The organism is Entomohabitans teleogrylli, from assembly GCF_001484765.1.
GTDB classification, from domain to species: Bacteria; Pseudomonadota; Gammaproteobacteria; order Enterobacterales; family Enterobacteriaceae; genus Entomohabitans; species Entomohabitans teleogrylli.
Genome location: NZ_KQ947379.1, coordinates 31,945 through 53,756, shown reverse-complemented (window position 1 = coordinate 53,756; position 21,812 = coordinate 31,945). Strand labels below are relative to the sequence as shown.

General features: G+C 54.4%; 21 protein-coding genes. 14 read left to right on the top strand and 7 right to left on the bottom strand.

The annotated features are described in order from the left end of the window. Positions 1-65: 65 nt before the first annotated feature. The 4 genes from AQ981_RS28505 to AQ981_RS07455 form a co-directional block, all read right to left on the bottom strand. Positions 66-278, bottom strand: coding sequence for a HEAT repeat domain-containing protein (locus tag AQ981_RS28505; protein WP_058911134.1), 213 nt, complete (start codon positions 276-278; stop codon positions 66-68). 549 nt (positions 279-827) lie between these two features. Then, positions 828-2,039: a tyrosine transporter TyrP gene (gene tyrP / locus AQ981_RS07465; RefSeq protein ID WP_058911133.1), complete on the bottom strand. Its 1,212-nt coding sequence runs from the start codon at positions 2,037-2,039 to the stop codon at positions 828-830. A 164-nt stretch (positions 2,040-2,203) separates the two neighbouring features. Next, positions 2,204-2,527, bottom strand: coding sequence for a YecR family lipoprotein (gene yecR / locus AQ981_RS07460; RefSeq protein WP_058911364.1), 324 nt, complete (start codon positions 2,525-2,527; stop codon positions 2,204-2,206). A gap of 85 nt (positions 2,528-2,612) precedes the next feature. Then, positions 2,613-4,808 carry an HD domain-containing phosphohydrolase gene (locus AQ981_RS07455; RefSeq protein ID WP_249226285.1) on the bottom strand — a complete coding sequence of 732 codons (2,196 nt, stop codon included), beginning with the start codon at positions 4,806-4,808 and terminating at the stop codon, positions 2,613-2,615. Positions 4,809-5,070: 262 nt separating this feature from the next. On the opposite strand from AQ981_RS07455, the gene AQ981_RS07450 reads away from it, so the two are divergent. The 5 genes from AQ981_RS07450 (at position 5,071) to AQ981_RS07435 (ending at position 8,112) form a co-directional block, all read left to right on the top strand. After that, a complete protein-coding gene (locus tag AQ981_RS07450; RefSeq protein ID WP_058911132.1) occupies positions 5,071-5,709 on the top strand; it encodes an RpiB/LacA/LacB family sugar-phosphate isomerase in 639 nt (212 codons plus the stop codon). 218 nt (positions 5,710-5,927) lie between these two features. Further along, positions 5,928-6,365, top strand: a complete 438-nt coding sequence (locus AQ981_RS07445) for a GNAT family N-acetyltransferase (RefSeq protein ID WP_058911131.1) — start codon at positions 5,928-5,930, stop codon at positions 6,363-6,365. An 89-nt stretch (positions 6,366-6,454) separates the two neighbouring features. Then, positions 6,455-6,538 carry a stress response protein AzuC gene (azuC, locus tag AQ981_RS28500; RefSeq protein ID WP_121500628.1) on the top strand — a complete coding sequence of 28 codons (84 nt, stop codon included), beginning with the start codon at positions 6,455-6,457 and terminating at the stop codon, positions 6,536-6,538. Between the two features lie 396 nt (positions 6,539-6,934). Then, positions 6,935-7,795 (top strand): D-amino-acid transaminase, encoded by an 861-nt coding sequence (locus AQ981_RS07440; protein ID WP_058911130.1) that lies wholly within the window; start codon positions 6,935-6,937, stop codon positions 7,793-7,795. A gap of 65 nt (positions 7,796-7,860) precedes the next feature. Next, positions 7,861-8,112 carry a DUF2766 family protein gene (locus tag AQ981_RS07435; protein ID WP_058911129.1) on the top strand — a complete coding sequence of 84 codons (252 nt, stop codon included), beginning with the start codon at positions 7,861-7,863 and terminating at the stop codon, positions 8,110-8,112. A 43-nt stretch (positions 8,113-8,155) separates the two neighbouring features. Here the strand turns inward: AQ981_RS07435 and AQ981_RS07430 are convergent, their stop codons facing one another. Both AQ981_RS07430 and AQ981_RS07425 read right to left on the bottom strand, forming a co-directional pair. Further along, complete coding sequence (locus AQ981_RS07430) at positions 8,156-9,499, bottom strand: anaerobic C4-dicarboxylate transporter (RefSeq protein WP_058911128.1); 1,344 nt, start codon at positions 9,497-9,499, stop codon at positions 8,156-8,158. A 359-nt stretch (positions 9,500-9,858) separates the two neighbouring features. Next, positions 9,859-10,350, bottom strand: a complete 492-nt coding sequence (locus tag AQ981_RS07425) for a non-heme ferritin-like protein (protein WP_058911127.1) — start codon at positions 10,348-10,350, stop codon at positions 9,859-9,861. 1,108 nt (positions 10,351-11,458) lie between these two features. On the opposite strand from AQ981_RS07425, the gene araF reads away from it, so the two are divergent. From araF to otsA, 5 genes are all read left to right on the top strand, one after another. Next, on the top strand, positions 11,459-12,448 hold the full coding sequence (araF, locus tag AQ981_RS07420; RefSeq protein WP_058911126.1) for an arabinose ABC transporter substrate-binding protein AraF: 990 nt from the start codon (positions 11,459-11,461) through the stop codon (positions 12,446-12,448). 62 nt (positions 12,449-12,510) lie between these two features. Then, positions 12,511-14,022 (top strand): L-arabinose ABC transporter ATP-binding protein AraG, encoded by a 1,512-nt coding sequence (gene araG / locus AQ981_RS07415; RefSeq protein ID WP_058911125.1) that lies wholly within the window; start codon positions 12,511-12,513, stop codon positions 14,020-14,022. Between the two features lie 16 nt (positions 14,023-14,038). Next, entirely contained in the window at positions 14,039-15,019 is a 981-nt protein-coding gene (gene araH / locus AQ981_RS07410; protein ID WP_058911124.1) for an L-arabinose ABC transporter permease AraH, read from the top strand. 349 nt (positions 15,020-15,368) lie between these two features. Beyond that, positions 15,369-16,175 (top strand): trehalose-phosphatase, encoded by an 807-nt coding sequence (otsB, locus tag AQ981_RS07405; protein ID WP_058911362.1) that lies wholly within the window; start codon positions 15,369-15,371, stop codon positions 16,173-16,175. After that, positions 16,150-17,574 carry an alpha,alpha-trehalose-phosphate synthase gene (gene otsA, locus AQ981_RS07400; protein WP_058911123.1) on the top strand — a complete coding sequence of 475 codons (1,425 nt, stop codon included), beginning with the start codon at positions 16,150-16,152 and terminating at the stop codon, positions 17,572-17,574. Before otsB ends, otsA begins: the two co-directional genes overlap by 26 nt. Positions 17,575-17,603: 29 nt before the next feature. Here otsA and uspC read toward each other — a convergent pair whose 3' ends face one another. Continuing rightward, entirely contained in the window at positions 17,604-18,035 is a 432-nt protein-coding gene (gene uspC, locus AQ981_RS07395) for a universal stress protein UspC (protein WP_058911122.1), read from the bottom strand. A gap of 906 nt (positions 18,036-18,941) precedes the next feature. Between uspC and flhD the strand changes: the two genes are divergently transcribed. The 4 genes from flhD to motB all read left to right on the top strand — a co-directional run bounded on the left by flhD (position 18,942) and on the right by motB (position 21,807). Continuing rightward, the gene (flhD, locus tag AQ981_RS07390; RefSeq protein ID WP_249226284.1) at positions 18,942-19,289 is read left to right on the top strand and encodes a flagellar transcriptional regulator FlhD; all 348 of its coding nucleotides are present in this window, start codon (positions 18,942-18,944) and stop codon (positions 19,287-19,289) included. Between the two features lie 3 nt (positions 19,290-19,292). Beyond that, positions 19,293-19,877, top strand: coding sequence for a flagellar transcriptional regulator FlhC (gene flhC / locus AQ981_RS07385; protein WP_058911120.1), 585 nt, complete (start codon positions 19,293-19,295; stop codon positions 19,875-19,877). Positions 19,878-19,990: 113 nt separating this feature from the next. Then, on the top strand, positions 19,991-20,878 hold the full coding sequence (motA, locus tag AQ981_RS07380) for a flagellar motor stator protein MotA (RefSeq protein WP_058911119.1): 888 nt from the start codon (positions 19,991-19,993) through the stop codon (positions 20,876-20,878). Continuing rightward, on the top strand, positions 20,875-21,807 hold the full coding sequence (gene motB, locus AQ981_RS07375; RefSeq protein WP_058911118.1) for a flagellar motor protein MotB: 933 nt from the start codon (positions 20,875-20,877) through the stop codon (positions 21,805-21,807). The genes motA and motB overlap by 4 nt, the downstream gene beginning before the upstream one ends. The last annotated feature ends 5 nt before the right edge of the window (positions 21,808-21,812 follow it).

The window sequence follows — 21,812 nt, the reverse complement described above, 5'->3', positions numbered from 1 at the left end:
AATATGTAAATTAGTTATAGTGAATTTTTATTCAGGGCGTTGAGGTTTTTATTTAAAATACTATATCACCGCCCCTTCTTCCCATAAATACTCTTAAGTGCCTCAATCGCGGCGATCGCCACATCGGGGGACTGATCGTCTGTCAGTTCTATTAACCGATTAACGACGTGAGTCAGCGGTTTGGCACTTTCACCCAGCGCGTGTAGTGATGCAATACGTATTTGGGGATTACTGTGGTAGGTGAGCTCCAGTAACTTTTCGGTAATATGGGACAACATAGTACAACACCTCCGGACGAAGCGCGGCTACTATACTCGTTGCTGTAGAGTATTAGCAATAAGGCTTCAGTGAAACACCCAGTTTTCAGATATTACTCACGGCACAGCATAGGCTGAAAGCCGTGAAGTCTCTGAAATGATTAAAGAACTAATATTACTGGCTTTAAAGCAATGCTGACAAGGAGGAAATTATGGAGCATTAGCAATTCAGATTCGGCCCCTTTAATGGTTAAGATTTTAATGGCGGTCACGATATTTATGTCTTAAAAATCCATTTTTAACATAAAAGAATATCGCAGAAGCGGGCAGGTTTTTTCTGGTTTAATACCGGGTTGCCGGAGGTGATATTTTATGCCTGACAAAAATACCGGTTGGTAATTATCGATATAAGTGATGCTTTTGGTCGGTTATTTTCCCGGGCCAGAAATGATCTGTTTCTCGTCAGAACGCTGGTAAGGTATTGAGAGGCGAATCAACCGGGTATGACATCCGCCGGCACTAACCGGCGGGCAGGGGGACAACCTGTCATGAGGAGCAGGGAAGGGATGTTCAGCCCACCGACGGCAGCAGGCCGGCGCTGATTAATAACTGAATAGCGATTACCGCCAGTCCGCAAAGGAATACCAGTATCAGCAGGGGCTGACCGCCTGCTACCTGGTAGTGATCTCCACGGTGCCGTTTGCGGCTTTGCCAGACCAGTAAGGCAGGGAGCAGCAGGGCCAGCACTGCCAGCGCCACGCCCGCGTAGCCCAGCGCCAGCACAAATCCCCGTGGATAGAACAGCGCGAAGGCCAGCGGTGGTAAAAAGGTCAACAAACCGCTCTGCAGGCGTCCGGCGACGCCGTGGCTCCTCTGAAACAGATCGCGTAAATAATCGAACAACCCGAGGGAAACCCCGAGAAATGAGGTGGCCAGCGCCAGATCGGCGAACAGATGTACCGCCAGTTCCACATGCGGCGTGGCCACTACGGCGCGGATCGCCTGCAGCAAACCGTTGAGGCCCGAATGGTCAGCCAGCAGACCGACAAAAGTGTGTGAACTAATGGCGCCGAGCGTGGCCAGTTGCCAGAAAATATAGGCCAGCAGGGGAATGGCGCTACCGGTGATAAAAATCCAGCGCAGTTTACGGCGATCGCCATTCATATAACTGACGATACTCGGCACACTGCCGTGAAAGCCGAAGGAGGTGAAAATCACCGGAATGGCCGACAGCGACAAGCCTTTTTCCAGCGGCAGCGTCAGCAGATTAGTCTGGCGAATATGCGGCAGTAGCAGCGCCAGCATAACGACCAGCATAATAATCTTGGCGCTGAACAGGAAACGGTTAAAAAAATCCACTGCCTGAGTACCAATGCATACCACCCCGCCGGCAACCAGCGTGAACAACAGCACACCCCGGGAGGCCGGAATCTCTGTTCCTGACCACTGGCTCAGGCTGGCGGCGATTAACTCCCCGGCGCCGCTGATATAGGCGGCAGTCAGGGCGTACATCAGAAACAGCATGCTGCATCCCGTCAGCCACTGTCCGGGTCGCCCGAGATAGTAGCGCGCCAGGCTACCCAGCCCCATATCCGCAGGCTGGTGCTGGTAGACTTCCACCAGCAGCAGGGCGGTATAGCACATCAGGCTCCACAGTCCGATCAATAACAACAGCGTCACGCCAAAACCGACGCCCGCGGCGGCCAGCGGCATTGCCAGCATACCTGCGCCAATAGTGGTGCCGGCAACGATAAAAATACTCCCCAGAGTGCGATTCTTCACGCTTTGTTCTCGTAACAGGGCTTTTCAGCAATCAATTGTGCGGCGCAGAGTACGAAAAAAGGTCCAGGTCGTCAAATGGGCGTTACGATAGCTGTATGATAATGTTTACATTTCCGGCGCGGCCACGGGGTAAATTCGCCGCGCGTCGTGCCAGTGACGGTGGTTCAGCGGATCGCAGGCGCGCCTATCCCCAGACACTGATATTCGAGGGTGATGATCTCTGTCAGGCACAGACTACCGCTGGTGGTCGAGCAGGTAGTCAGTGGTCGGCCGTAATCCCGGGCGTCGGCAAAACCCCATTTGTGGCACTGCAGGGCAGCGGTCGAGCGGGCAAGATACTCGTCCACCTGTGGGCGCTGTAGCGGTGAACGACTGTATTGCAGGCGTACCACGCCGGTGAGTGGGCTGCCGTCAGCGTACACCGGGGTTTTTTCCACGCTGCAGGCGCTCAGTAGCATAATGGCGACGGCAAGAAAGCTGTGCTTCATGATAAAAATCCTGAAATGGCGACAGGTCAGGGTAACCGGCAGGCCGCAGGGGTAATCGCCGGATAACGCCGGCTTCAGGGGGCCATTAGTCGGCATGGCTATCAAAGATGGCGCGGAATTTTTGTTGCTCGAGGGTAAACAGCCGTACCAGTTCGGGATCAAAGTGGTGCCCTGCGCCCTGGGTAATAATAGCGCAGGCATTTTCGTGGCTGAAACCCGGTTTATAGACTCGCTTCTGGCGCAGGGCGTCATAGACATCGGCAACCGCCAGAATGCGCGCCTCCAGGGGAATGTCGCTCCCTTTCAGGCCCTGTGGGTAACCGCTGCCGTCCCATTTCTCGTGGTGATAGTGGACAATATTTTCCGCTACGCTGCCCAGTTCCAGTTGCCTGATGATCAGCCAGCCTTTGGTGGTATGGAGCTTCATTTCAGCAAATTCTTCAGGGGTCAGCGGCCCCTGCTTGCGCAGCACCCGATCGGGGACGGCGATTTTCCCCACATCATGTAAAGAGGCGTAGGTCTGGATATCCCGGGTCAGTTTTTTGGGCAGCTTCAACTCCCTGGCCATCAGACCACAGTAGAGCGACACCCGCCTGATATGGCTACCGGTCTCATCATCGTGGGCGCGGTTAACCTGCTCCATCGCCACCACAATACGGTGATTGACGACCCGGCTTTGCCGCTTCTGGCGCCAGAGTACCAGCATCAGCATGATGGCGAAAAGGGCCGCCAGCAGCATTAGCAAACCCAAGATTTTCAGGGTATTGCGGGTGACCTGCGGCGGATTTTCGGGCTGATAGCTATGCTCCATCTGCGCCTGATGGCGCGAAATAACGCTCACTCTGGCCAGCAGATCGTGTAGCGGATGATCCGCCGCCACCCAGGTGCTGAGCACGTAGTTTGAGTGGGTCATCCCCGCCACTTTCAGTACGTCGCGAAACACCTCATCCCCTCGCAGCGAGGTCTCCAGTGAGCTCAGGTCGCCGAGGATGTAGTCCACCTGCCGGTTTTCCACCGCGCTGGTCAGGGCCTGTAGGTCAGGCTTACTGATAATCTCCACATCCGGGGCGAAATTTTCCTGCAGATAGATGTCGGAAAAAGAGCCCTGCAATACCCCGACCCGGTGGTGGCGCAGGCGGTTCTCATCCCAGAGAAAACTTTGCCCGATGGCGTTGTAATAGACGTTATGGTAGGGCACCGCGGGGCTGATGGCGTCTTCCAGGGCATTTTTATCTCCGGCGCTGCTGATGTTGATGAGCCGCACCGGCCAGTGGGCATTGCGCAGCGCGGCGGTATAATTGTCGATATAGTGAACGTCTATCTTCATATGCAGCAGGTCGCGCAGATCGTTGATCAGATCGATGACCGTACCGCGCAGTACCCCCTTGTCATGCCAGATAAACGGGGCGAAGTTCTCGTTTTGCGGCAGCCAGAGTTCGAGGGTGTTATTGGCAATCCAGGCTTTTTCGTCCGCCGTTAACCGCAACCGGGAGATCAGGTACTGACGCTTGCTGGTATCCTGCAATTGCAGCAGGCGGTTGTTCTGCCGCCAGTTGGCGATAAAGTTATTCAGCGGTTCGCGCAGCTGCGCCAGTTGCGGGCTCAGGGCTATCACCTCCTGAATTTTCAGCTCCGGGAAAGGGTGGGAAATGAGATAGTTGCGCTGCATATCATCCATCTCGCCGGCATCATTAATGTAGAAATCGATGCTGTCGCGATTTAACAGCGCGAAGGCCTCTTCACTGCTGGCCACCAGGCGCTGTTCTTTGAATTTCAGCTCCGGATAGCGGCGGTGAATCTGGTCGCGGGTAATGTCATGGCGCCGGAAGGCTACGCGGGTGTTTTGTAGATCCTCGATCTCCCATGCCTGAGTATTGAGGCTGGCGGCCACCACATCAGCATCGAGTAATTTGGCGCTCAGCAGATGTGTGCGGGTACGCTCTGCGGTGCGCGCCACGCCGGCGTAAAGTCCCCATTGATTGGCGGCAAAACGCTGGCTTACCTGCTCGCCATCAATGGGCATCAGACGCAGGTTGAAGCCATACTGGCGGTTAAACGCCGCGATTAGCGCCGGATAAAAACCGCGCAGGACGCCCTGTTCATCCCGGTAGCAGGCAAAGCTGTTCTCCTCATAAATCCATACCGGAATCGGCCTGGTACGCAAAGCGCTATAGGGAAGGGGCGTTCCGGCGTGCGACGTACTGGCGAGCTGCATCACGATAAGGAGCAGCAAGAGGGCGCCGCGGCGCAGGGCAAAGCAAGAAGCCGTCAGGTGTTTCAATGTAACCTTTCCGCAAGCAGTAAGCACCGTGGTCTATAAAGTGTATTCAGGTAATCTATTTTTCGGCAATGTTCGCCAGAGCTTTATCGCTGATTGTCAAATACAGCCACTATTTTGGTGTGCTGGTAAAAATGTGAGCGCATCTTAAAAATATAAAACATTTTTTCATTTTTATTGAAAGTGTGTTTGTGGATGGGTATGGTATCCCTGACCTGGTGCTCTCCATAACCGGAAAGCCCGCACTCAATCAGGAGACGAAAGAATGAAAATTGCGCTGATGATGGAAAACAGTCAGGCAGGTAAAAACGCCATCATCCTCAATGAACTGAAAGCGGTTGCTGATGAAAAAGCGTACCCGGTTTACAACGTCGGTATGTGCGATGAGCAGGATCACCACCTGACCTACATCCACCTGGGCATTATGGCCAGCATTCTGCTCAATGCCAGAGCGGTTGATTTTGTGATAACCGGTTGTGGTACCGGCCAGGGGGCGCTGATGTCGCTGAATATCCACCCGGGCGTGGTGTGCGGCTATTGCATCGATCCGGCGGACGCTTTCCTGTTTGCCCAGATCAACAACGGCAACGCGCTGTCGCTGCCTTTCGCAAAAGGCTTTGGCTGGGGCGCCGAGCTGAATGTGCGTTATATCTTTGAAAAAGCGTTTACCGGTCGCAACGGCGAAGGCTATCCGCCAGAGCGCAAAGAGCCGCAGGTACGCAATGCCGGGATCCTCAACCAGGTGAAAGCCGCGGTAGTGAAAGATAACTATCTGGATACCCTGCGGGCGATTGACCGTTCGCTGGTGAAAACCGCGGTGTCCGGCGAGCGCTTCCAGCAGTGCTTCTTTGAAAACGGCCAGGATAAAGAGATTGAAGCCTTTGTCCGCGAAGTTCTTGCTTGATCCTATCTAGCCGCCCGGGCCACATAACGGCCCGGGCAGCCAACGACAGGCGAGGAGAACTTTTGCCGGCTCTCCCGTCAGCGGCCAGACGCTAAGCCGATCGGCAGATTTACCCATTCGGTTGTCTGATACCACTCCTCTTCGCCACAGGTCACTCTGGCGACACTTCATTTTTCCTCTCTTCTGTGCCACTCTGCGGACTTTACGCGGAGGCTGCCGTGCACGTCAGAACACTCACTCTTAACGATCGTTCCCTTTGGCTGCCGTTGTGGCAGCAATACCTTGATTTTTATCGCCACGCTTTGCCGCCTGATGTCACCGAAGAGGTCTTTACGCGCCTGTGCGCAGGCGACGCGCTGGTGGGGCTGGTTGCGGAACGGGATGGTCAACTACTGGGGCTGATGAATCTGGTTTTTCATCCCTCGACCTGGAGTCGCAGCGGCTATTGCTATGTAGAAGATCTACTGGTCACTCCTGCCGCCCGGCGTCAGGGCGTGGCGAAAGCCCTGTTTGAACATGCCTGGCAACTGGCGGACCAGCGGCAGTGCGATCGGGTCTACTGGTTTACCGAAGAACATAATGACAGCGCCCGGGCACTGTACGATACGCTCGGGCAGCGGGCGCCATTTGTTATCTATCGGCGCCAGTTTGTGTGATTTTTGTCACATAAATGTTGATTTTCGTGATGGTGGTCATATCATGGGTGGCAGGTGTTTCACCTGCATAACAAAAACCGGAGACCATCATGAAATTACGCAACATCCTGAAAAGCATGTTTGAAAGTTACTGCAATACCTTCAAAGATGTCCCGCCGGGCGCTCTGCATTGAGATAACCTGCGCATTGTCACCGCGGGCTGTCGGCAAACTAACGGCCCAATTTCACCCGCTGACGATCCGGCCCGGGAAACCGCGTTTTCCCGGGTTTTGTTATTAAGCCCGCGGCTGCGGCGCAAATTCCCCCACCAAATAATCCCTGGCTGTTCCCCCTCCCGTGTACTCTTCCGGTATCCGACATAGCGATGAGCTCTTTTTATCATGCTCTGCGTACTGCGACACGCCAGCGGCGATTGTGCTGTCCGGGAATAAGAACGCGTAACGCGCTTTACAGCACACGCAGAACATGGCGGCGGTGTTAGTGAACTGGCACCGGGATCGCGCACAAAAGCGCTACTGTCGTCTATGCTGGATAATTGCATTGAAAAACGATTATTTACAGGAGTGGGTATGGCGCGGATTGTCTATGTCAACGGTGATTATGTCCCGGAATCGCAGGCGAAGGTGTCGGTTTTCGACCGCGGATTTCTGTTTGCCGATGCGGTTTATGAAGTGTGTGCCGTGGTGGGCGGCAAACTGGTGGATTTTGATGCGCATATGGCGCGCCTGGCGCGATCCTGCGGCGAACTGTCGCTCGCCTGCCCGTGGAGTAGCGATCAACTGCACGAGATTCATCAGCGGCTGATAACGGAAAATGCGTTGCAGGAGGGGGCGATTTACCTGCAACTATCGCGCGGCAATCCCGGCGACCGGGATTTCGCCTTTCCACCGGATAGCGTGACGCCGACGCTGGTGCTGTTTACTCAGCAGAAGTCGCTGATTGACAACGCCAAAGCGCTGGAGGGGATTCGGGTGGTGACTTGCCCGGATATTCGCTGGCAGCGTCGCGACATTAAAACCGTTGGGCTGCTGGCCGCCTGTCTGGCAAAAACCTGGGCGCTGCGCCACGGCGTGGATGACGCGCTGCTGGTGGAAGAGGGCTTTATCACCGAGGGTACATCGTTCAATGTGTTCATGGTGACGGATGATAACGCCATTATTACCCGCCCGCTGAGCCACGGCATTCTGCACGGTATTACACGCCGGGCGCTGTTACGTCTGGCGCAGCAGTCCGGGCAGCATATTATCGAGCGGGCGTTTACCCCGGAACAGGCGCGCAATGCCCGGGAAGTTTTCGTCAGTTCGGCGACCAGTTTTATCTGGCCGGTGGTGGAAATTGATGGTCTCACCATTGCGGACGGTAAACCCGGACCGGTGACCCGGCGCCTGAGAGCGCTATACCTGGAGATGATTGACGAGCAAATCGGCTAACGCCGGTATCGTTCTGCCTCCCGGGCAGGTAGTATGGGCTATCCAACATTGCAGCGGAGAATAACATGTCAGAAACGCTATCTGCCGACCAGGAACTGGTATCCGATCTGGTGGCCTGCCAACTGGTGATTAAACAGATGCTTGATGTGATTGACGTTATTGCCCCGGTTGAGGTGCGCGATAAGATGGCCAGTCAATTGCGGAACATTGATTTCAGTACTCATCCGGCGGCAGCCGACCCGGTCACCCGGCGGGCGATCCAGAAGGCGATTGCTTTAATCGAATTGAAATTCACGCCTCAGGAAGCGGCGCATTGAACAAGCGGGCCGGCACGCGCAATGCGCGCCGGCCAGTAAGGGATTAGAAGAACATTTCTACCAACAGATAGCTGATGCAGCAGGCGCTGGCAACGCCAATCAGCCCCGGAATGATAAAGCTGTGGTTTATGATGAATTTCCCGATACGCGTGGTGCCGGAACGGTCAAAACCGATACAGGCCAGGTCGCTGGGGTAGGTGGGCAGAATAAAGTAGCCGTAAGCCGCCGGGAAGAACGCAATCAGCATCTTTGGCTCCACGCCGAGCATCAGTCCCATGGGGGCAACCGCGGTCAGCGCCGCCGCCTGGCTGTTTACCAGTTTTGAGACCAGGAACAGCACCAGCGCGTAAGTCCAGGGGTGACTTTTTACGACGTCTTCCAGCGCCACTTTTAGCTCATCAAGATGTGCCTGGAAGAAGGTATCGCTCATCCATGCTACCCCGAAGACCGAGAATATCGCCACCATCCCGGCTTTAAACACCGCGCCGTTAGAGATAGCCGACGGGTTAACCTTACAGACAATCAGCATGATTGCGCCGGCGATCAGCATCATCATCTGGATAACCAGGTTCATCGACAGGGAGCTCATTTTCCCTTTGATTTCAAAGGCCGGGCGCAGATCCGGGAAGGCTCCGAGCAGAACCACCACCAGGATGCCGGCGAAGAAAATCCAGGTGGACCAGTAGGCCTGCGGGGAGAAGCGCTGGTTCAACAGGGTATCGGTACCGCCATAAATAAACTCTTTTTGTTTCGGATCTTTGAGTTTCTCCTGGAATTCCTCATCGTCATTCAGGTCTTTACCGCGGCGCAGGCTCCAGAGGGCGGCAATCAATACGCCGCACAGTGAGGCGGGTACGGAAATCGCCAGGATTTCGAGGATACCCCACGCGCGACCGACGCCGTGCTGAGCGCCGAGAATGGATACCAGCGAGACCACGGCCACGGAGACCGGCGACGCGGTAATCGCCATCTGTGACGCAACAGAGGCCACCGCCATCGGGCGCTCAGGGCGGATTCCTTTTTTCAGGGCAATATCGCCGATAATCGGGAACATGGTGTATACCACGTGGCCGGTACCGCACAGAAAAGTCAGCGTCCAGGTGGTCAGCGGCGCCAGAATGGTGATGTGCTGCGGATGGCGGCGCAGCAGGCGTTCGGCAAACTGCATCATCACATTGAGACCGCCAGCGGTTTGCAGGGTCGCCGCACAGCCGATGACCGCCAGGATGGTGAGCATAACGTCGACGGGTGGTTTGCCCGGCATCAGCCCGAAAACAAAAGTCAGAATGAACAGGCCGATGCCGCTAATCAGGCCGAGCCCCATCCCTCCAAAACGCGTCCCTACCAGCAGGCAGAGGATAATGACGAGAAACTCTACGGTAATCATAATAATCCCTTAACGTTATTTATCGCACTTCAATATAAGGATTACAGATTGTGTGGATTAACGATGGGACATAGATCAGATTTGTTAAAGAAGAATAAAAACAGTAACTTATAACATTTGAATAACAAAAAATTGATATTGATGCGACATCAATAGTTGGGAGTTTGAAACAATTAACCCGCTTGAGGATTTTCGCGGCATCATCCGGTGAGCAGGAAAATCAGCGCGCTGGCGGTGTGGGAATCAGCGGGTTTATCCGGCGCGCTGAGCGACGCCGGAAATCCAGCCTGCGGGCAGACGGGTCAGTGAAACCCGGGAATGACCAGGCTGCACCAGGAAGCGGGTGGTTTGGCGTGGGTTTACGCCACGCTGGCGTACAACTGCCTGTCGGTCTGGGCCATGCAGAGTCCGGCGCTGCGCGCATTGCGCACTTCCGCGAGCATGGTTTGCAGCAGCGCGCTACCCTGTTGACCTTGCTGTTCGATTTCCTGCAAAAAGCGCAGCGTCGGATAGTCCTCAGCGGCTTTTGCTTCGCTGGCCAGTGCCGACAGAGTATGTCTGCGGTTATCCTGATCGTTGAGGGTTTTTTCAAACAGATCTTCCAGGCAGCGGCATTCCCCGTCAGGCGCTTCGATAGGGCTAATGATCGGCGTCGCGCCGGCCTGTTTCATAAAATCAAAAACGCGCATCATCTGGGTGACATTCTCCCGCGCCTGGTGGCGCAGAAAGTTCGCCGTTTCATTCAGACTATGCTCGGTACACCATAAACTGAGCTGAATATAAAGGTTGGAAGAATAAAACGCGCGATTCATTTCCACGTTAAGTTTCTGAACCATTCCTGCGACGGTCATGGAAATATCCTTTTCTGACGGAGAGTGATAAGAGCGCCAGGCATTACAGTGGTTTTCAGGATGCGCAGGCGTCAGCCAGCCGTAAACGGCGGATTGGCAGCAGCAATCCCGGATGTGCATATCTGATTCACTGTCAGGCCACCAGAGATGCTGGTGGAATTAATATGGCGCGATAAATAATGTACGAAAGAAACCTGCCCGTTATTTAACGGGATAATAAAACAGATCACCAGGAGTCTTATTTCGAACGAAAATAAGCATACTCTCTTTATGTCATTAAGAAAACTCCTGGGTAGTTTGATTTACCATTTTTTACACCTTGAGATATTTACCAGCGATTAATCTTAGTTTGCTTTCTATTTCATTGATTTTAAATGATTTATATTTTTAGTAATGTAAATTTTATATTCTTTTTATAAGGGGTTTATAGAATTATATGGCTGACTTTTAGAAGTGTTTTTTGGTGTGGAAAACGTACGAGGTAAATAATTGGCAGGATAATCGCAGGAAATGTTAAATTTATTTTTCAGGCGTTTCTCTGAGGAGAAATTGTCTCATTATTGTGAAAAATGCGCATCAGATTACATCTGTTGAATAACAGGATATTCAGCCTGAGGAGCGAACTCGGATATTTCATGTTTTGGTGCTGCACAATCAGACAATGTTCGCCGACCCGGGCGTCGCGAATAACAGCGGATGTTAATATATATGATATATCATATGATTTGGCTGATTTTATTCAGCGGGAAATGTTAAATTGACGATGGCGGGTGTGTACGAAATGTTGAAAGCCGGGAAACAGAAGTTGTCGGTCTTGTCAGCATTGTGGATTACATGGCTGACAGTATGGAATATTCTGCTGTTCCTCTGTGGAATTGTCTGACAAAAAGGCCGATTTTTATGCCTTAAATCGCTAAATATATGTACTCAACCACTGTAATTCTGCGATGTGATTTTGCTCTCCTATGGATTATCGATTTCCCGCTAAAACTATCCCTGTCAATTGCATTCCCCGGAACATGAATGCTAATACGTTGTTTTATTACTGATTAACCGAGTATCAGCAGTTTGTACCCTGAATAAAACAAAGCGAAAGCTGGAGTTGACCATGCACAAATTCACTAAGGCGCTTGCCGCAATTGGCCTCGCTGCGGTTATGTCACATTCCGCTATGGCGGAGAATTTAAAATTAGGTTTTCTGGTAAAGCAGCCAGAGGAGCCCTGGTTCCAGACGGAATGGAAATTTGCTGACAAAGCCGGCAAAGATTTGGGTTTTGATGTTATCAAAATCGCCGTGCCGGACGGCGAGAAAACCCTCAATGCGATTGATAGCCTGGCCGCCAGCGGCGCGAAGGGTTTTGTTATCTGTACGCCGGATCCCAAGCTGGGGGCGGCGATTGCCGCTAAAGCGCGCGGTTACGATATGAAAGTGATCGCTGTGGACGACCAGTTCGTTAACGCCAAAGGCCAGCCGATGGATACCGTACCGCTGGTCATGATGGCGGCCACTAAAATTGGCGAGCGTCAGGGGCAGGAACTGTATAAAGAGATGCAAAAGCGCGGCTGGGATGTCCAGAACACCGCGGTGATGGCGATTACCGCCAATGAACTGGACACCGCGCGTCGCCGTACCAGCGGTTCTATGGAGGCCCTGAAAGCGGCCGGTTTCCCGGAAAAGCAAATCTACCAGGTGCCCACCAAATCCAATGATATCCCGGGGGCGTTTGACGCCGCCAACTCCATGCTGGTTCAGCATCCGGAAGTGAAACACTGGCTGATCGTCGGTATGAACGATAACACCGTTCTCGGCGGGGTGCGCGCCACCGAAGGGCAGGGCTTCAAAGCGCCGGATGTGATTGGTATCGGCATCAATGGGGTGGATGCGGTCAGCGAACTTTCCAAATCCGCGCCGACCGGTTTCTTTGGTTCACTGCTGCCGAGCCCGGATGTCCACGGCTACAAATCCAGCGAGATGCTCTACAACTGGGTGACCAAAGATGTTGAACCGCCGAAGTTTACCGAAGTGACCGATGTGGTGTTGATTACCCGCGACAACTTTAAAGAGGAGTTGGCTAAGAAAGGGCTGGGCGGTAAGTAATTGCCTCCTTTTATTACTGCGGGCGCCTGGCGCCCGCTGGTTCTGAGGATTCAGGAGGGTTTATGCAGCAGACACCCTGGCTATCTTTTCGCGGTATCGGGAAATCGTTCCCCGGCGTTAAGGCGCTGCAGGATATTAGCTTTGACTGCCACGCCGGGCAGGTTCATGCATTAATGGGGGAAAACGGCGCAGGGAAATCGACCCTGCTGAAGATCCTTAGCGGTAACTACACACCGACGACGGGCACGATCGCTATTCAGGGTAAGGACGTCTCGTTCAGCAACACCGCCGCGGCGCTGGACGCCGGGGTCGCCATCATCTACCAGGAGCTCCACCTGGTGCCGGAAATGACGGTGGCGGAAAACATCTGGCTGGGTCAGTTGCCGCATCGGGCGGGCATCGTCAACCAGTCGCTGCTCAACTATGAGGCAAAACTGCAACTGGAACATCTCGGGCTGGATATCGACCCGCGAACCCCTCTGAAATATCTCTCCATCGGCCAGTGGCAGATGGTGGAGATCGCCAAAGCGCTGGCGCGTAATGCGAAAATTATCGCTTTTGATGAACCTACCAGCTCTCTGTCAGCCCGCGAAATAGAACATCTGTTTCGGGTGATCCGCGAACTGCGCGCGGAAGGACGGGTGATCCTCTACGTCTCCCATCGTATGGAGGAGATTTTCGCCCTCAGCGATGCCATTACCGTCTTTAAGGATGGCCGCTACGTGTGCACCTTCGATGATATGCACAAGGTCAACCATGATGTGCTGGTTAAAGCCATGGTGGGCCGCGAACTGGGGGATATTTACGGCTGGCAGCCGCGCGCTTATGGCGCGGAGCGTCTGCGCCTGGAGGGGGTGAAAGCGCCCGGGGTGAAAAAGCCGGTTTCGCTGTCGGTACGCAGCGGGGAGATTGTCGGCCTGTTCGGTCTGGTCGGCGCCGGTCGTACTGAACTCATGAAAGGTCTGTTTGGCGCCACAACAGCGACAGAAGGCCGGATGCTGGTGGACGGTCAGACGGTCAACATCGGCCAGCCCGCGGATGCGATCCGCGCCGGTATCATGCTGTGCCCGGAAGACCGCAAGGCGGATGGTATCATCCCCGTCCATTCGGTACAGGAAAACATCAATATCAGCGCCCGCCGCAAATACATCAAGGCCGGCTGCCTGATAAACCAGCCGTGGGAAAATGAAAATGCCCGCAAGCATATTCGTTCTCTGAATATTAAAACCCCTGGCGCCGGCCAGCTCATTATGAATCTTTCCGGCGGCAATCAGCAGAAAGCGATTCTCGGACGCTGGCTGTCCGAAGAGATGAAAGTGATTCTGCTTGATGAACCGACCCGCGGTATCGACGTCGGGGCAAAGCATGAAATCTATAACGTCATCTACGCCCTGGCTTCCCAGGGGGTGGCGGTGCTGTTTGCCTCCAGCGATTTACCGGAGGTGTTGGGCGTGGCTGACCGGATTGTCGTGATGCGCGAAGGGGAAATAGCCGGAGAACTGTTACACGACCAGGCGACAGAGCAGCAGGCCCTGAGCCTGGCGATGCCGAAAGTCAGCCAGGCCGTGGCATAAGTAAGAGGATGCAGATATGTCGTCGTTAACTACACCAGGTACCGCGAAGTCATCGCTATCATTTGCCCGTATCTGGGATCAGTACGGAATGTTGGTGGTGTTTGCAGTGTTATTTATTGCCTGTTCGATTTTTGTGCCCAACTTTGCGTCATTTGTGAATATGAAAGGGCTGGGGCTGGCTATCTCGATGTCCGGAATGGTGGCCTGTGGCATGTTGTTCTGTCTGGCTTCCGGGGATTTCGATCTGTCCGTGGCGTCGGTGATCGCCTGCGCCGGGGTTACTACCGCGGTGGTCATCAACCTCAGTGAAAGCCTGTGGATTGGCGTTGGCGCCGGGCTGTTGCTCGGGGCGGCCTGCGGCCTGGTCAACGGGTTTGTCATTGCCCGCCTGAAGATTAACGCGCTGATCACCACCCTGGCGACCATGCAAATTGTCCGCGGCCTCGCCTATATCATCTCCGATGGTAAAGCGGTGGGGATTGAAGATGAGCGCTTCTTCGCCCTCGGCTACGCTAACTGGCTGGGTTTGCCGGCGCCTATCTGGCTGACGGTGATCTGCCTGGCGATATTCGGCTTCCTGCTGAATAAAACCACCTTTGGGCGCAATACCCTGGCGATTGGCGGTAATGAAGAAGCGGCGCGTCTCGCCGGGGTACCGGTGGTGCGTACCAAGATCATTATCTTTATTCTGTCCGGTCTGGTATCCGCGGCGGCCGGGATTATTCTCGCCTCGCGTATGACCAGCGGCCAGCCGATGACCTCTATCGGCTATGAGCTGATTGTCATCTCCGCCTGCGTGCTGGGCGGCGTGTCGATGAAAGGGGGTATTGGTAAGATCTCCTACGTGGTGGCCGGTATTCTGATTCTCGGCACCGTGGAAAACGCCATGAACTTGCTTAACATTTCTCCGTTCTCCCAGTATGTGGTGCGCGGCCTGATCCTGCTGGCGGCGGTGATTTTCGACCGCTACAAGCAAAAGGCTAAAAGCACCCTGTAACCCTGTCGATTATGGCGCCGGATACCCGGCGCCACCGATAACCGCAAAGCAGGAAAAGTCACGCTTTTTGCTCCTTTGTCAGCACGCTGAGGCGAACCTACGGGTTCGCCTTTTTTGTTCTCTTCTGAGCGTGATGCCGGTAAGGATATATTCTTTTTTCTTATGAAAGTAAGCCGTTGTCCGGGTGCGAATTCGGACCATTCCTGGGCGGTTTTCCCGCCGCGCCTGGGGTTGTGAACGGTTTGTTACGTGGCGCGCTGCGGGTGTCTGACTATACTTATACGGCTAATGATAATTTCCAGTAATTGTTTTGTGATGTTCTTACATGCTGCTAAAGGGGGGAATGCGGGTGGCTGAAAGGTTGTCTGTACCACCATTACTGACCGGAAACTACGCTTTCTTTTTCGATTTTGACGGCACCCTGGCCGAACTCAAACCGCATCCGGACCAGGTGGCGCTGGCGGAAAATGTCCGACTGCTGCTACAGCGGCTGTCGGAGATCAGCAACGGCGCGCTGGCGCTGGTCTCCGGGCGCTCAATGGTTGAACTGGACGCATTGACTCAGCCGTTGCGCGTCGCGCTGGCCGGGGTTCACGGCGCTGAACGCCGCGACGCGCGCGGCCAAACCCATCGCACTGCGCTGCCGGCGGCCTTGATGCAGCAACTGCGTGAGGCGCTGAGCGTTGCGTTACAGGCGTTACCCGGCAGTCTGCTGGAAGAAAAAGGCTCGGCGTTTGCGCTCCACTATCGCCAGGCGCCGCAGCATGAGCGCGCTATTGCTGCGCTGGCCCGTCGGCTGGTGGCGCAGCATCCACAACTGGCGCTACAGCCGGGGAAATGCGTGGTGGAAATCCGTCCGGCGGGGGTGAGCAAGGGCGCCGCCATTGAGGCATTCATGCACGAAGCGCCATTTGCCGGACGTAAGCCGGTTTTTTTAGGGGATGACCTGACCGATGAGAGCGGATTTCTGGCGGTGAACCGGCGCCAGGGCGTGAGCGTCAAGGTCGGGCCGGGTGACACCGATGCCCGCTGGCGCCTGAGTGACGTCAGCGAGGTCCACCGCTGGTTGAAAAGCACCGTCCAGAGTCTGGAGGAGAACAAGAATTTGCCACTATTTAAGGGGGAAACAGATGAGTCGTTTAGTCGTAGTCTCTAATCGTATTGCGCAACCGGATGATAAACAGACCAGCGCCGGCGGGCTGGCTGTCGGGGTGCTCGGGGCGCTGAAGAATGCCGGGGGATTATGGTTCGGCTGGAGCGGGGAGGTAGGGAATGCCGGGGAACCGCTAAAGACGGTGACCCGGGGCAATATTACCTGGGCGTCCTTTAATCTCAGCGAAGACGATTACGAACAGTATTACAGCCAGTTTTCCAATGCCGTGCTGTGGCCCGCTTTCCATTACCGGCTGGATCTGGTCAATTTTCAACGTGAAGCCTGGGAGGGGTATTGCCGGGTGAATGCGCTGCTGGCGGACAAATTGCTGCCACTGATCGAGCCTGACGATATTCTGTGGATCCACGATTATCACCTGCTGCCTTTTGCCGCTGAACTGCGCAAGCGCGGTTGTATGAATCGCATCGGCTTCTTTTTGCATATTCCGTTTCCCTCGCCGGAAATTTTCAATTCCCTGCCGCCCCATGCAGAACTGCTTGAACAACTCTGTGATTATGACCTGCTCGGTTTTCAGACCGGGAGCGATAAGCAGGCGTTTCTGGATGCGGTTGCTACTCATACGCGGCTGGACTCAGTGGCTGATGGCTGCTGGCAGGCGTGGGGCAAATCATTTCGCGCTGGTGTTTACCCGATAGGCATCGAGCCGCAGGAAATTCGCCGCCAGGCCGAAGGGCCGCTACCGCCGCGTATGGCGCAGATCAAAGAAGAGCTGCGTAATATCAACAATATCTTTTCGGTGGAGCGCCTGGACTATTCAAAAGGGCTGCCGGAACGCTTTCTGGCCTTCGAAACCCTGCTGGAAAAATACCCGGAGCATCACGGTAAAATTCGCTACACCCAGATTGCGCCCACTTCGCGGGGCGAAGTACAGGCCTATCAGGATATCCGTCATCAACTGGAAACCGAGGCCGGGCGTATCAACGGGAAGTTCGGGCAACTGGGCTGGACGCCGCTTTACTATCTCAACCAGCACTTCGATCGCAAAATCCTTATGAAGGTGTTTCGCTACGCGGAGGTCGGGCTGGTGACGCCGCTGCGCGACGGGATGAATCTGGTGGCTAAAGAGTATCTTGCCGCCCAGGATCCGGCTAACCCCGGGGTACTGGTGCTGTCGCAGTTCGCCGGCGCCGCCCATGAGCTCACCTCGGCACTACTGGTGAATCCGTACGATCGCGACGAAGTGGCTGATGCGCTGCACCGCGCGCTGAAAATGCCCCTTGCCGAGCGTATCTCCCGCCACAGCGACAGCATGGAGGTGCTGACGCGTAATGATATTGACAGCTGGCAGCAGAATTTTATTCGCGATTTACGCCAGGTGGCGCAGCGCAGCGCGGGAAGCATTATGCAAAAAAAGGTGGTTACTTTTCCTAAGCTGGCCTGATGCTCGGGGGCAGCGATGGCTGCCCCGGTTCAGGCATTGGGGGTGAGGGGGACCAGCAACACATCCACTTTACTGGCGCTGACAATCGCTTTTGCGGAGCAGGTGGCTTTGCTGAGGAAGGTCTGGTTATGGTTGCCGCAAATCACCAGATCAATGTGTTCCCGCTTGCAGGCCGCCAGAATATGGTTGCTCAGCTCGCCGCTGGCGATAATAGTCTGGTGAATCGGATACTGGCAGCGCGCCTGCAACTCATCCATAAATAGTCGCGTTTCTTCATGCATCAGCTCGCGCAGGTTCTCCATCATCGGGGCGGCCATCTGATTATAGAGTTCAGGGTCGGACGCCAGGGTAATCAGCGACACCCGGGCGCCGGAGGGGCGGGCAATAGATACCGCCTTCTCCAGTAACTGATGACTTTCCGGCGTCACGGCCACCGCGACCAGAATATGCGTGTAATTCACAGAGCCTCCTCCTTCACCCGCTCAGACTGTCTGGTTTTCCGGGGCCTTCACCACAGGCGATCCGGCTGCGGCTGGAAAACGTGATAAAACATTAATCCTGCTTAACAACAATTATTTCTGATGGTCTGACAAATTTGTTAATGCTTACTTTATCGCTGTGATACAGGCTGATTTTATTTTAAATGAGTATTGGTTTTATGAATTAATTTATTTTATTAATTGATGCGGTTAACTATTAACATGCTTTAAAAGTTAACCTTTTGAAAAATATATACTATTACAAATTTCAGGGTTAACCTGTGACCGGGTTAACATAAAAATCCGATGGCCTACGAGTCAGGTAGTGAAGAGCAACGCTGGATATAAAGTGTGCGCTGGCGGTAAGCGGTGATAAAACAACCCGTTGTTCAGCGTTGATGATTAAATCAACAAATAAAAAGTTTAGCTGATACTTTCCCTTATAAAAATTCATATTAATTATGTGATGCATGTCACATAATAGGGATGCAAAGCCGCAAGGCGGATTGTATGTCCCTGAGGGGGCGGGTAGAGTCTCTTCGCACCAGGAAAAATCTTAGTCAATTGTCATATACTCTACACACTTCGAGCTCAGGATAAATCGGGATAAAACGTACCAGGCGTTTTTGAACAGCGCTGGCTGCTGTTCCTGCAGTGCGGGGATCATGGAGGAGCCGGGTAATACACCATCGCGTCTGCAATCTGAACCATAACGGGTATAACCTGAGTATGAACTGCCATAATATTTGATAACAGGCAGAATGTTTTTTGCGTTACGGACAGGAATCTATCCCGGTTAACGGGGATTTGCCTGATCGCTTTTATTTTTATATCACGGGGTGCGGTATTACCGCATAAAACAGTCGTTGGTTATTCGGGATGGGAAACATGCATACCACCGAGTTGCTTAAACATATATATGATATAAATCTCTCCTGGCTACTTCTGGCACAACGATTAATTAGTCAGGATAAAGCCTCTGCGATGTTTCGTCTGGGAATTAATGATGAAATGGCGCTGACGTTGAGTGAATTAACCCTGCCGCAAATGGTAAAACTGGCGGAAACTAACCAGTTAATATGCCAGTTTCGATTTTCCGATCGCCAGACTATTCAGCGTTTGACTCAGGATTCGCGGGTGGATGATTTACAGCAGGTCCATACCGGTATTCTGCTCTCCACCCGGCTGCTGTCCGGCGCTGCGTCGGGCGAATCAGCGCGCAAGAAGAGGGCCTGAGCGATGGGGGAGAAAAGTATTATTCAGGAAGCGCGGGATATTCAACTGGCGATGGAGCTGATAGCCCTGGGCGCGCGACTGCAGATGCTGGAGAGCGAAACACAGTTAAGCCGCGGGCGGCTAATTAAACTGTACAAAGAGCTGCGCGGCAGCCCGCCCCCGAAAGGGATGCTACCTTTCTCCACCGACTGGTTTATGACCTGGGAGCAGAACATTCACGCTTCGATGTTCTGCAATGCCTGGCAGTTTCTGCTGCGCAGCGGCCTGTGCAATGGGGTGGAAGCGGTGATCAAAGCTTACCGCCTGTATCTGGAACAGTGTCCCCAGCAGGAGCACCAACAGGGGCCGCTGCTGGCCCTGACCCGCGCCTGGACGCTGGTGCGCTTCGTGGAGAGCGGCATGCTGCAATTGACGCCCTGCCACTGCTGCGGCGGCAATTTTATTACTCATGCTCATCAGCCGGCGAGTAGTTTTGTCTGCAGTTTATGCCAGCCGCCTTCCCGGGCGGTAAAAAGGCGTAAACTTTCCGGCGACGCTGCCGATATTATCCCACAACTGCTGGATGAACAGGTGGGACGGGCGATCTGATTGCCTGGCACAGAGGTTTTCACCAGCAGCGGCGCGCGTGCCGCTGCTTTTTTTTACCCTGTTCTCCCTCCGCGGTGTGATTCCTGTAGCCATTTATAGCCGGGGGTAGCGTTGTGTTGATTTTAGTGGGTTATCTGGTGGTGCTTGGCACCGTATTCGGTGGATATATGCTGTCGGGCGGCCACCCCGGGGCATTATACCAGCCTGCTGAATTTATCATCATCGGCGGCGCCGGCATTGGCGCATTTATTGTCGGCAATAATGGTAAAGCGATTAAAAGTACTGTCAAAGCGCTGCCGTTATTATTTCGCCGCTCCCGCTACACTAAAGTCATGTATATGGATTTAATGGCGCTGCTATATCGCCTGATGGCCAAATCACGCCAGCAGGGAATGTTTTCACTGGAAAACGACATCGAAAATCCTCACCAAAGTGAAATTTTTAGCAGCTATCCGCGAATTCTCGCCGATGCGGTAATGCGCGATTTTATCGTCGACTATTTACGTCTGATGATCAGCGGAAATATGAATGCCTTCGAAATTGAGGCATTAATGGATGAAGAAATTGAAACCCATGAAAGCGAATGCGAAATTCCGGCGAACAGTTTAGCGCTGATGGGGGATTCGCTACCGGCATTTGGTATTGTGGCGGCGGTGATGGGGGTCGTACACGCCCTGGCGTCGGCGGATCGCCCGGCAGGAGAACTGGGGGCACTGATCGCCCATGCGATGGTCGGCACGTTTCTCGGTATTTTGCTGGCCTACGGGTTTGTTTCGCCGCTGGCCACGGTGCTGCGCCAGAAATGCGCGGAAACCACCAAAATGATGCAATGCGTTCGGGTGACGCTGCTCTCCAGCCTCAACGGCTACGCGCCGTCGATAGCCGTCGAGTTTGGCCGTAAGACGCTGTATTCCAGCGAGCGACCCTCGTTTATTGAGCTGGAAGAGCATGTCCGGGCGGTGAAAACGCCAGCGCAGCCGCAGGTGACGGAAGACGCATGAAACACCAGAACCGCCCGGTGGTGATTGTCAAACGTCGTCGGCCAAAGGGGCACGGCGGCGGTGGTCATGGCTCGTGGAAAATCGCCTACGCCGATTTTATGACCGCCATGATGGCATTCTTTCTGGTGATGTGGCTGATTTCTATCGCCAGCCCTCGCGAGCTGGCGCAAATCGCCGATTATTTCCGCACGCCGCTGTCGGTAGCTATCAGCGGCGGACGCCAGTTGGCCGACAGTGAAAGTCCGGTTCCCGGCGGCGGTGATGATTACACCCAACAGGACGGCGTGGTGAAGAAACAACAGCCCACCGACGTTGATAACCGGCGCCAGCAGGAGCGGCAGCGCCTGAAGAAACTGCGCGGCGACCTGGATCAGTTGACGCAAGCCGATCCGAAACTGCGCGAGCTGCGGCCCTATTTACGGCTGGACCTGGTGCAGGAGGGGCTGCGGATCCAGATCCTCGACAGCCAGAACCGACCGATGTTTACCACCGGCAGCGCGCAGGTAAGCCCGTGGCTGCGCGACATTCTGCGCGCTATTGCGCCGTTGCTCAACGAGGTGCCGAACCGGGTGAGTATCGCCGGACATACCGATGATTTCCCTTATGCCAGCGGCGAGCGGGGATACAGCAACTGGGAGCTCTCCGCCGATCGGGCCAACGCATCGCGCCGCGAGCTGGTGGCCGGGGGGCTGGATGACGGCAAAGTCCTGCGCGTGGTGGGGATGGCCGCCACCATGAAGCTGGCGGACCGCCACCCTGGCGATGCGGTTAACCGGCGCATCAGCCTGCTGGTACTGAATAAGCAGGCGGAACAGATCATTGTCCACGAGAATGCCGAGAGCCAGAATGTGCCGCTGCCCGATCTGCTCCCGGAGGAAAACAGCGTCGCGCCAGCGCAAAGTGCGCCAACGTCAACCGGTAAGAGGTGATCGCG

What these genes read in the sequence shown, in the direction of transcription:
- AQ981_RS28505 (WP_058911134.1), bottom strand. Translation starts at nt 278, where the DNA reads ATGTTGTCCCATATTACCGAAAAGTTACTGGAGCTCACCTACCACAGT.
- yecR (WP_058911364.1), bottom strand. Translation starts at nt 2,527, where the DNA reads ATGAAGCACAGCTTTCTTGCCGTCGCCATTATGCTACTGAGCGCCTGC.
- AQ981_RS07450 (WP_058911132.1), top strand. Translation starts at nt 5,071, where the DNA reads ATGAAAATTGCGCTGATGATGGAAAACAGTCAGGCAGGTAAAAACGCC.
- azuC (WP_121500628.1), top strand. Translation starts at nt 6,455, where the DNA reads ATGAAATTACGCAACATCCTGAAAAGCATGTTTGAAAGTTACTGCAAT.
- AQ981_RS07440 (WP_058911130.1), top strand. Translation starts at nt 6,935, where the DNA reads ATGGCGCGGATTGTCTATGTCAACGGTGATTATGTCCCGGAATCGCAG.
- AQ981_RS07435 (WP_058911129.1), top strand. Translation starts at nt 7,861, where the DNA reads ATGTCAGAAACGCTATCTGCCGACCAGGAACTGGTATCCGATCTGGTG.
- AQ981_RS07430 (WP_058911128.1), bottom strand. Translation starts at nt 9,499, where the DNA reads ATGATTACCGTAGAGTTTCTCGTCATTATCCTCTGCCTGCTGGTAGGG.
- AQ981_RS07425 (WP_058911127.1), bottom strand. Translation starts at nt 10,350, where the DNA reads ATGACCGTCGCAGGAATGGTTCAGAAACTTAACGTGGAAATGAATCGC.
- araF (WP_058911126.1), top strand. Translation starts at nt 11,459, where the DNA reads ATGCACAAATTCACTAAGGCGCTTGCCGCAATTGGCCTCGCTGCGGTT.
- araG (WP_058911125.1), top strand. Translation starts at nt 12,511, where the DNA reads ATGCAGCAGACACCCTGGCTATCTTTTCGCGGTATCGGGAAATCGTTC.
- araH (WP_058911124.1), top strand. Translation starts at nt 14,039, where the DNA reads ATGTCGTCGTTAACTACACCAGGTACCGCGAAGTCATCGCTATCATTT.
- otsA (WP_058911123.1), top strand. Translation starts at nt 16,150, where the DNA reads ATGAGTCGTTTAGTCGTAGTCTCTAATCGTATTGCGCAACCGGATGAT.
- flhD (WP_249226284.1), top strand. Translation starts at nt 18,942, where the DNA reads ATGCATACCACCGAGTTGCTTAAACATATATATGATATAAATCTCTCC.
- flhC (WP_058911120.1), top strand. Translation starts at nt 19,293, where the DNA reads ATGGGGGAGAAAAGTATTATTCAGGAAGCGCGGGATATTCAACTGGCG.
- motB (WP_058911118.1), top strand. Translation starts at nt 20,875, where the DNA reads ATGAAACACCAGAACCGCCCGGTGGTGATTGTCAAACGTCGTCGGCCA.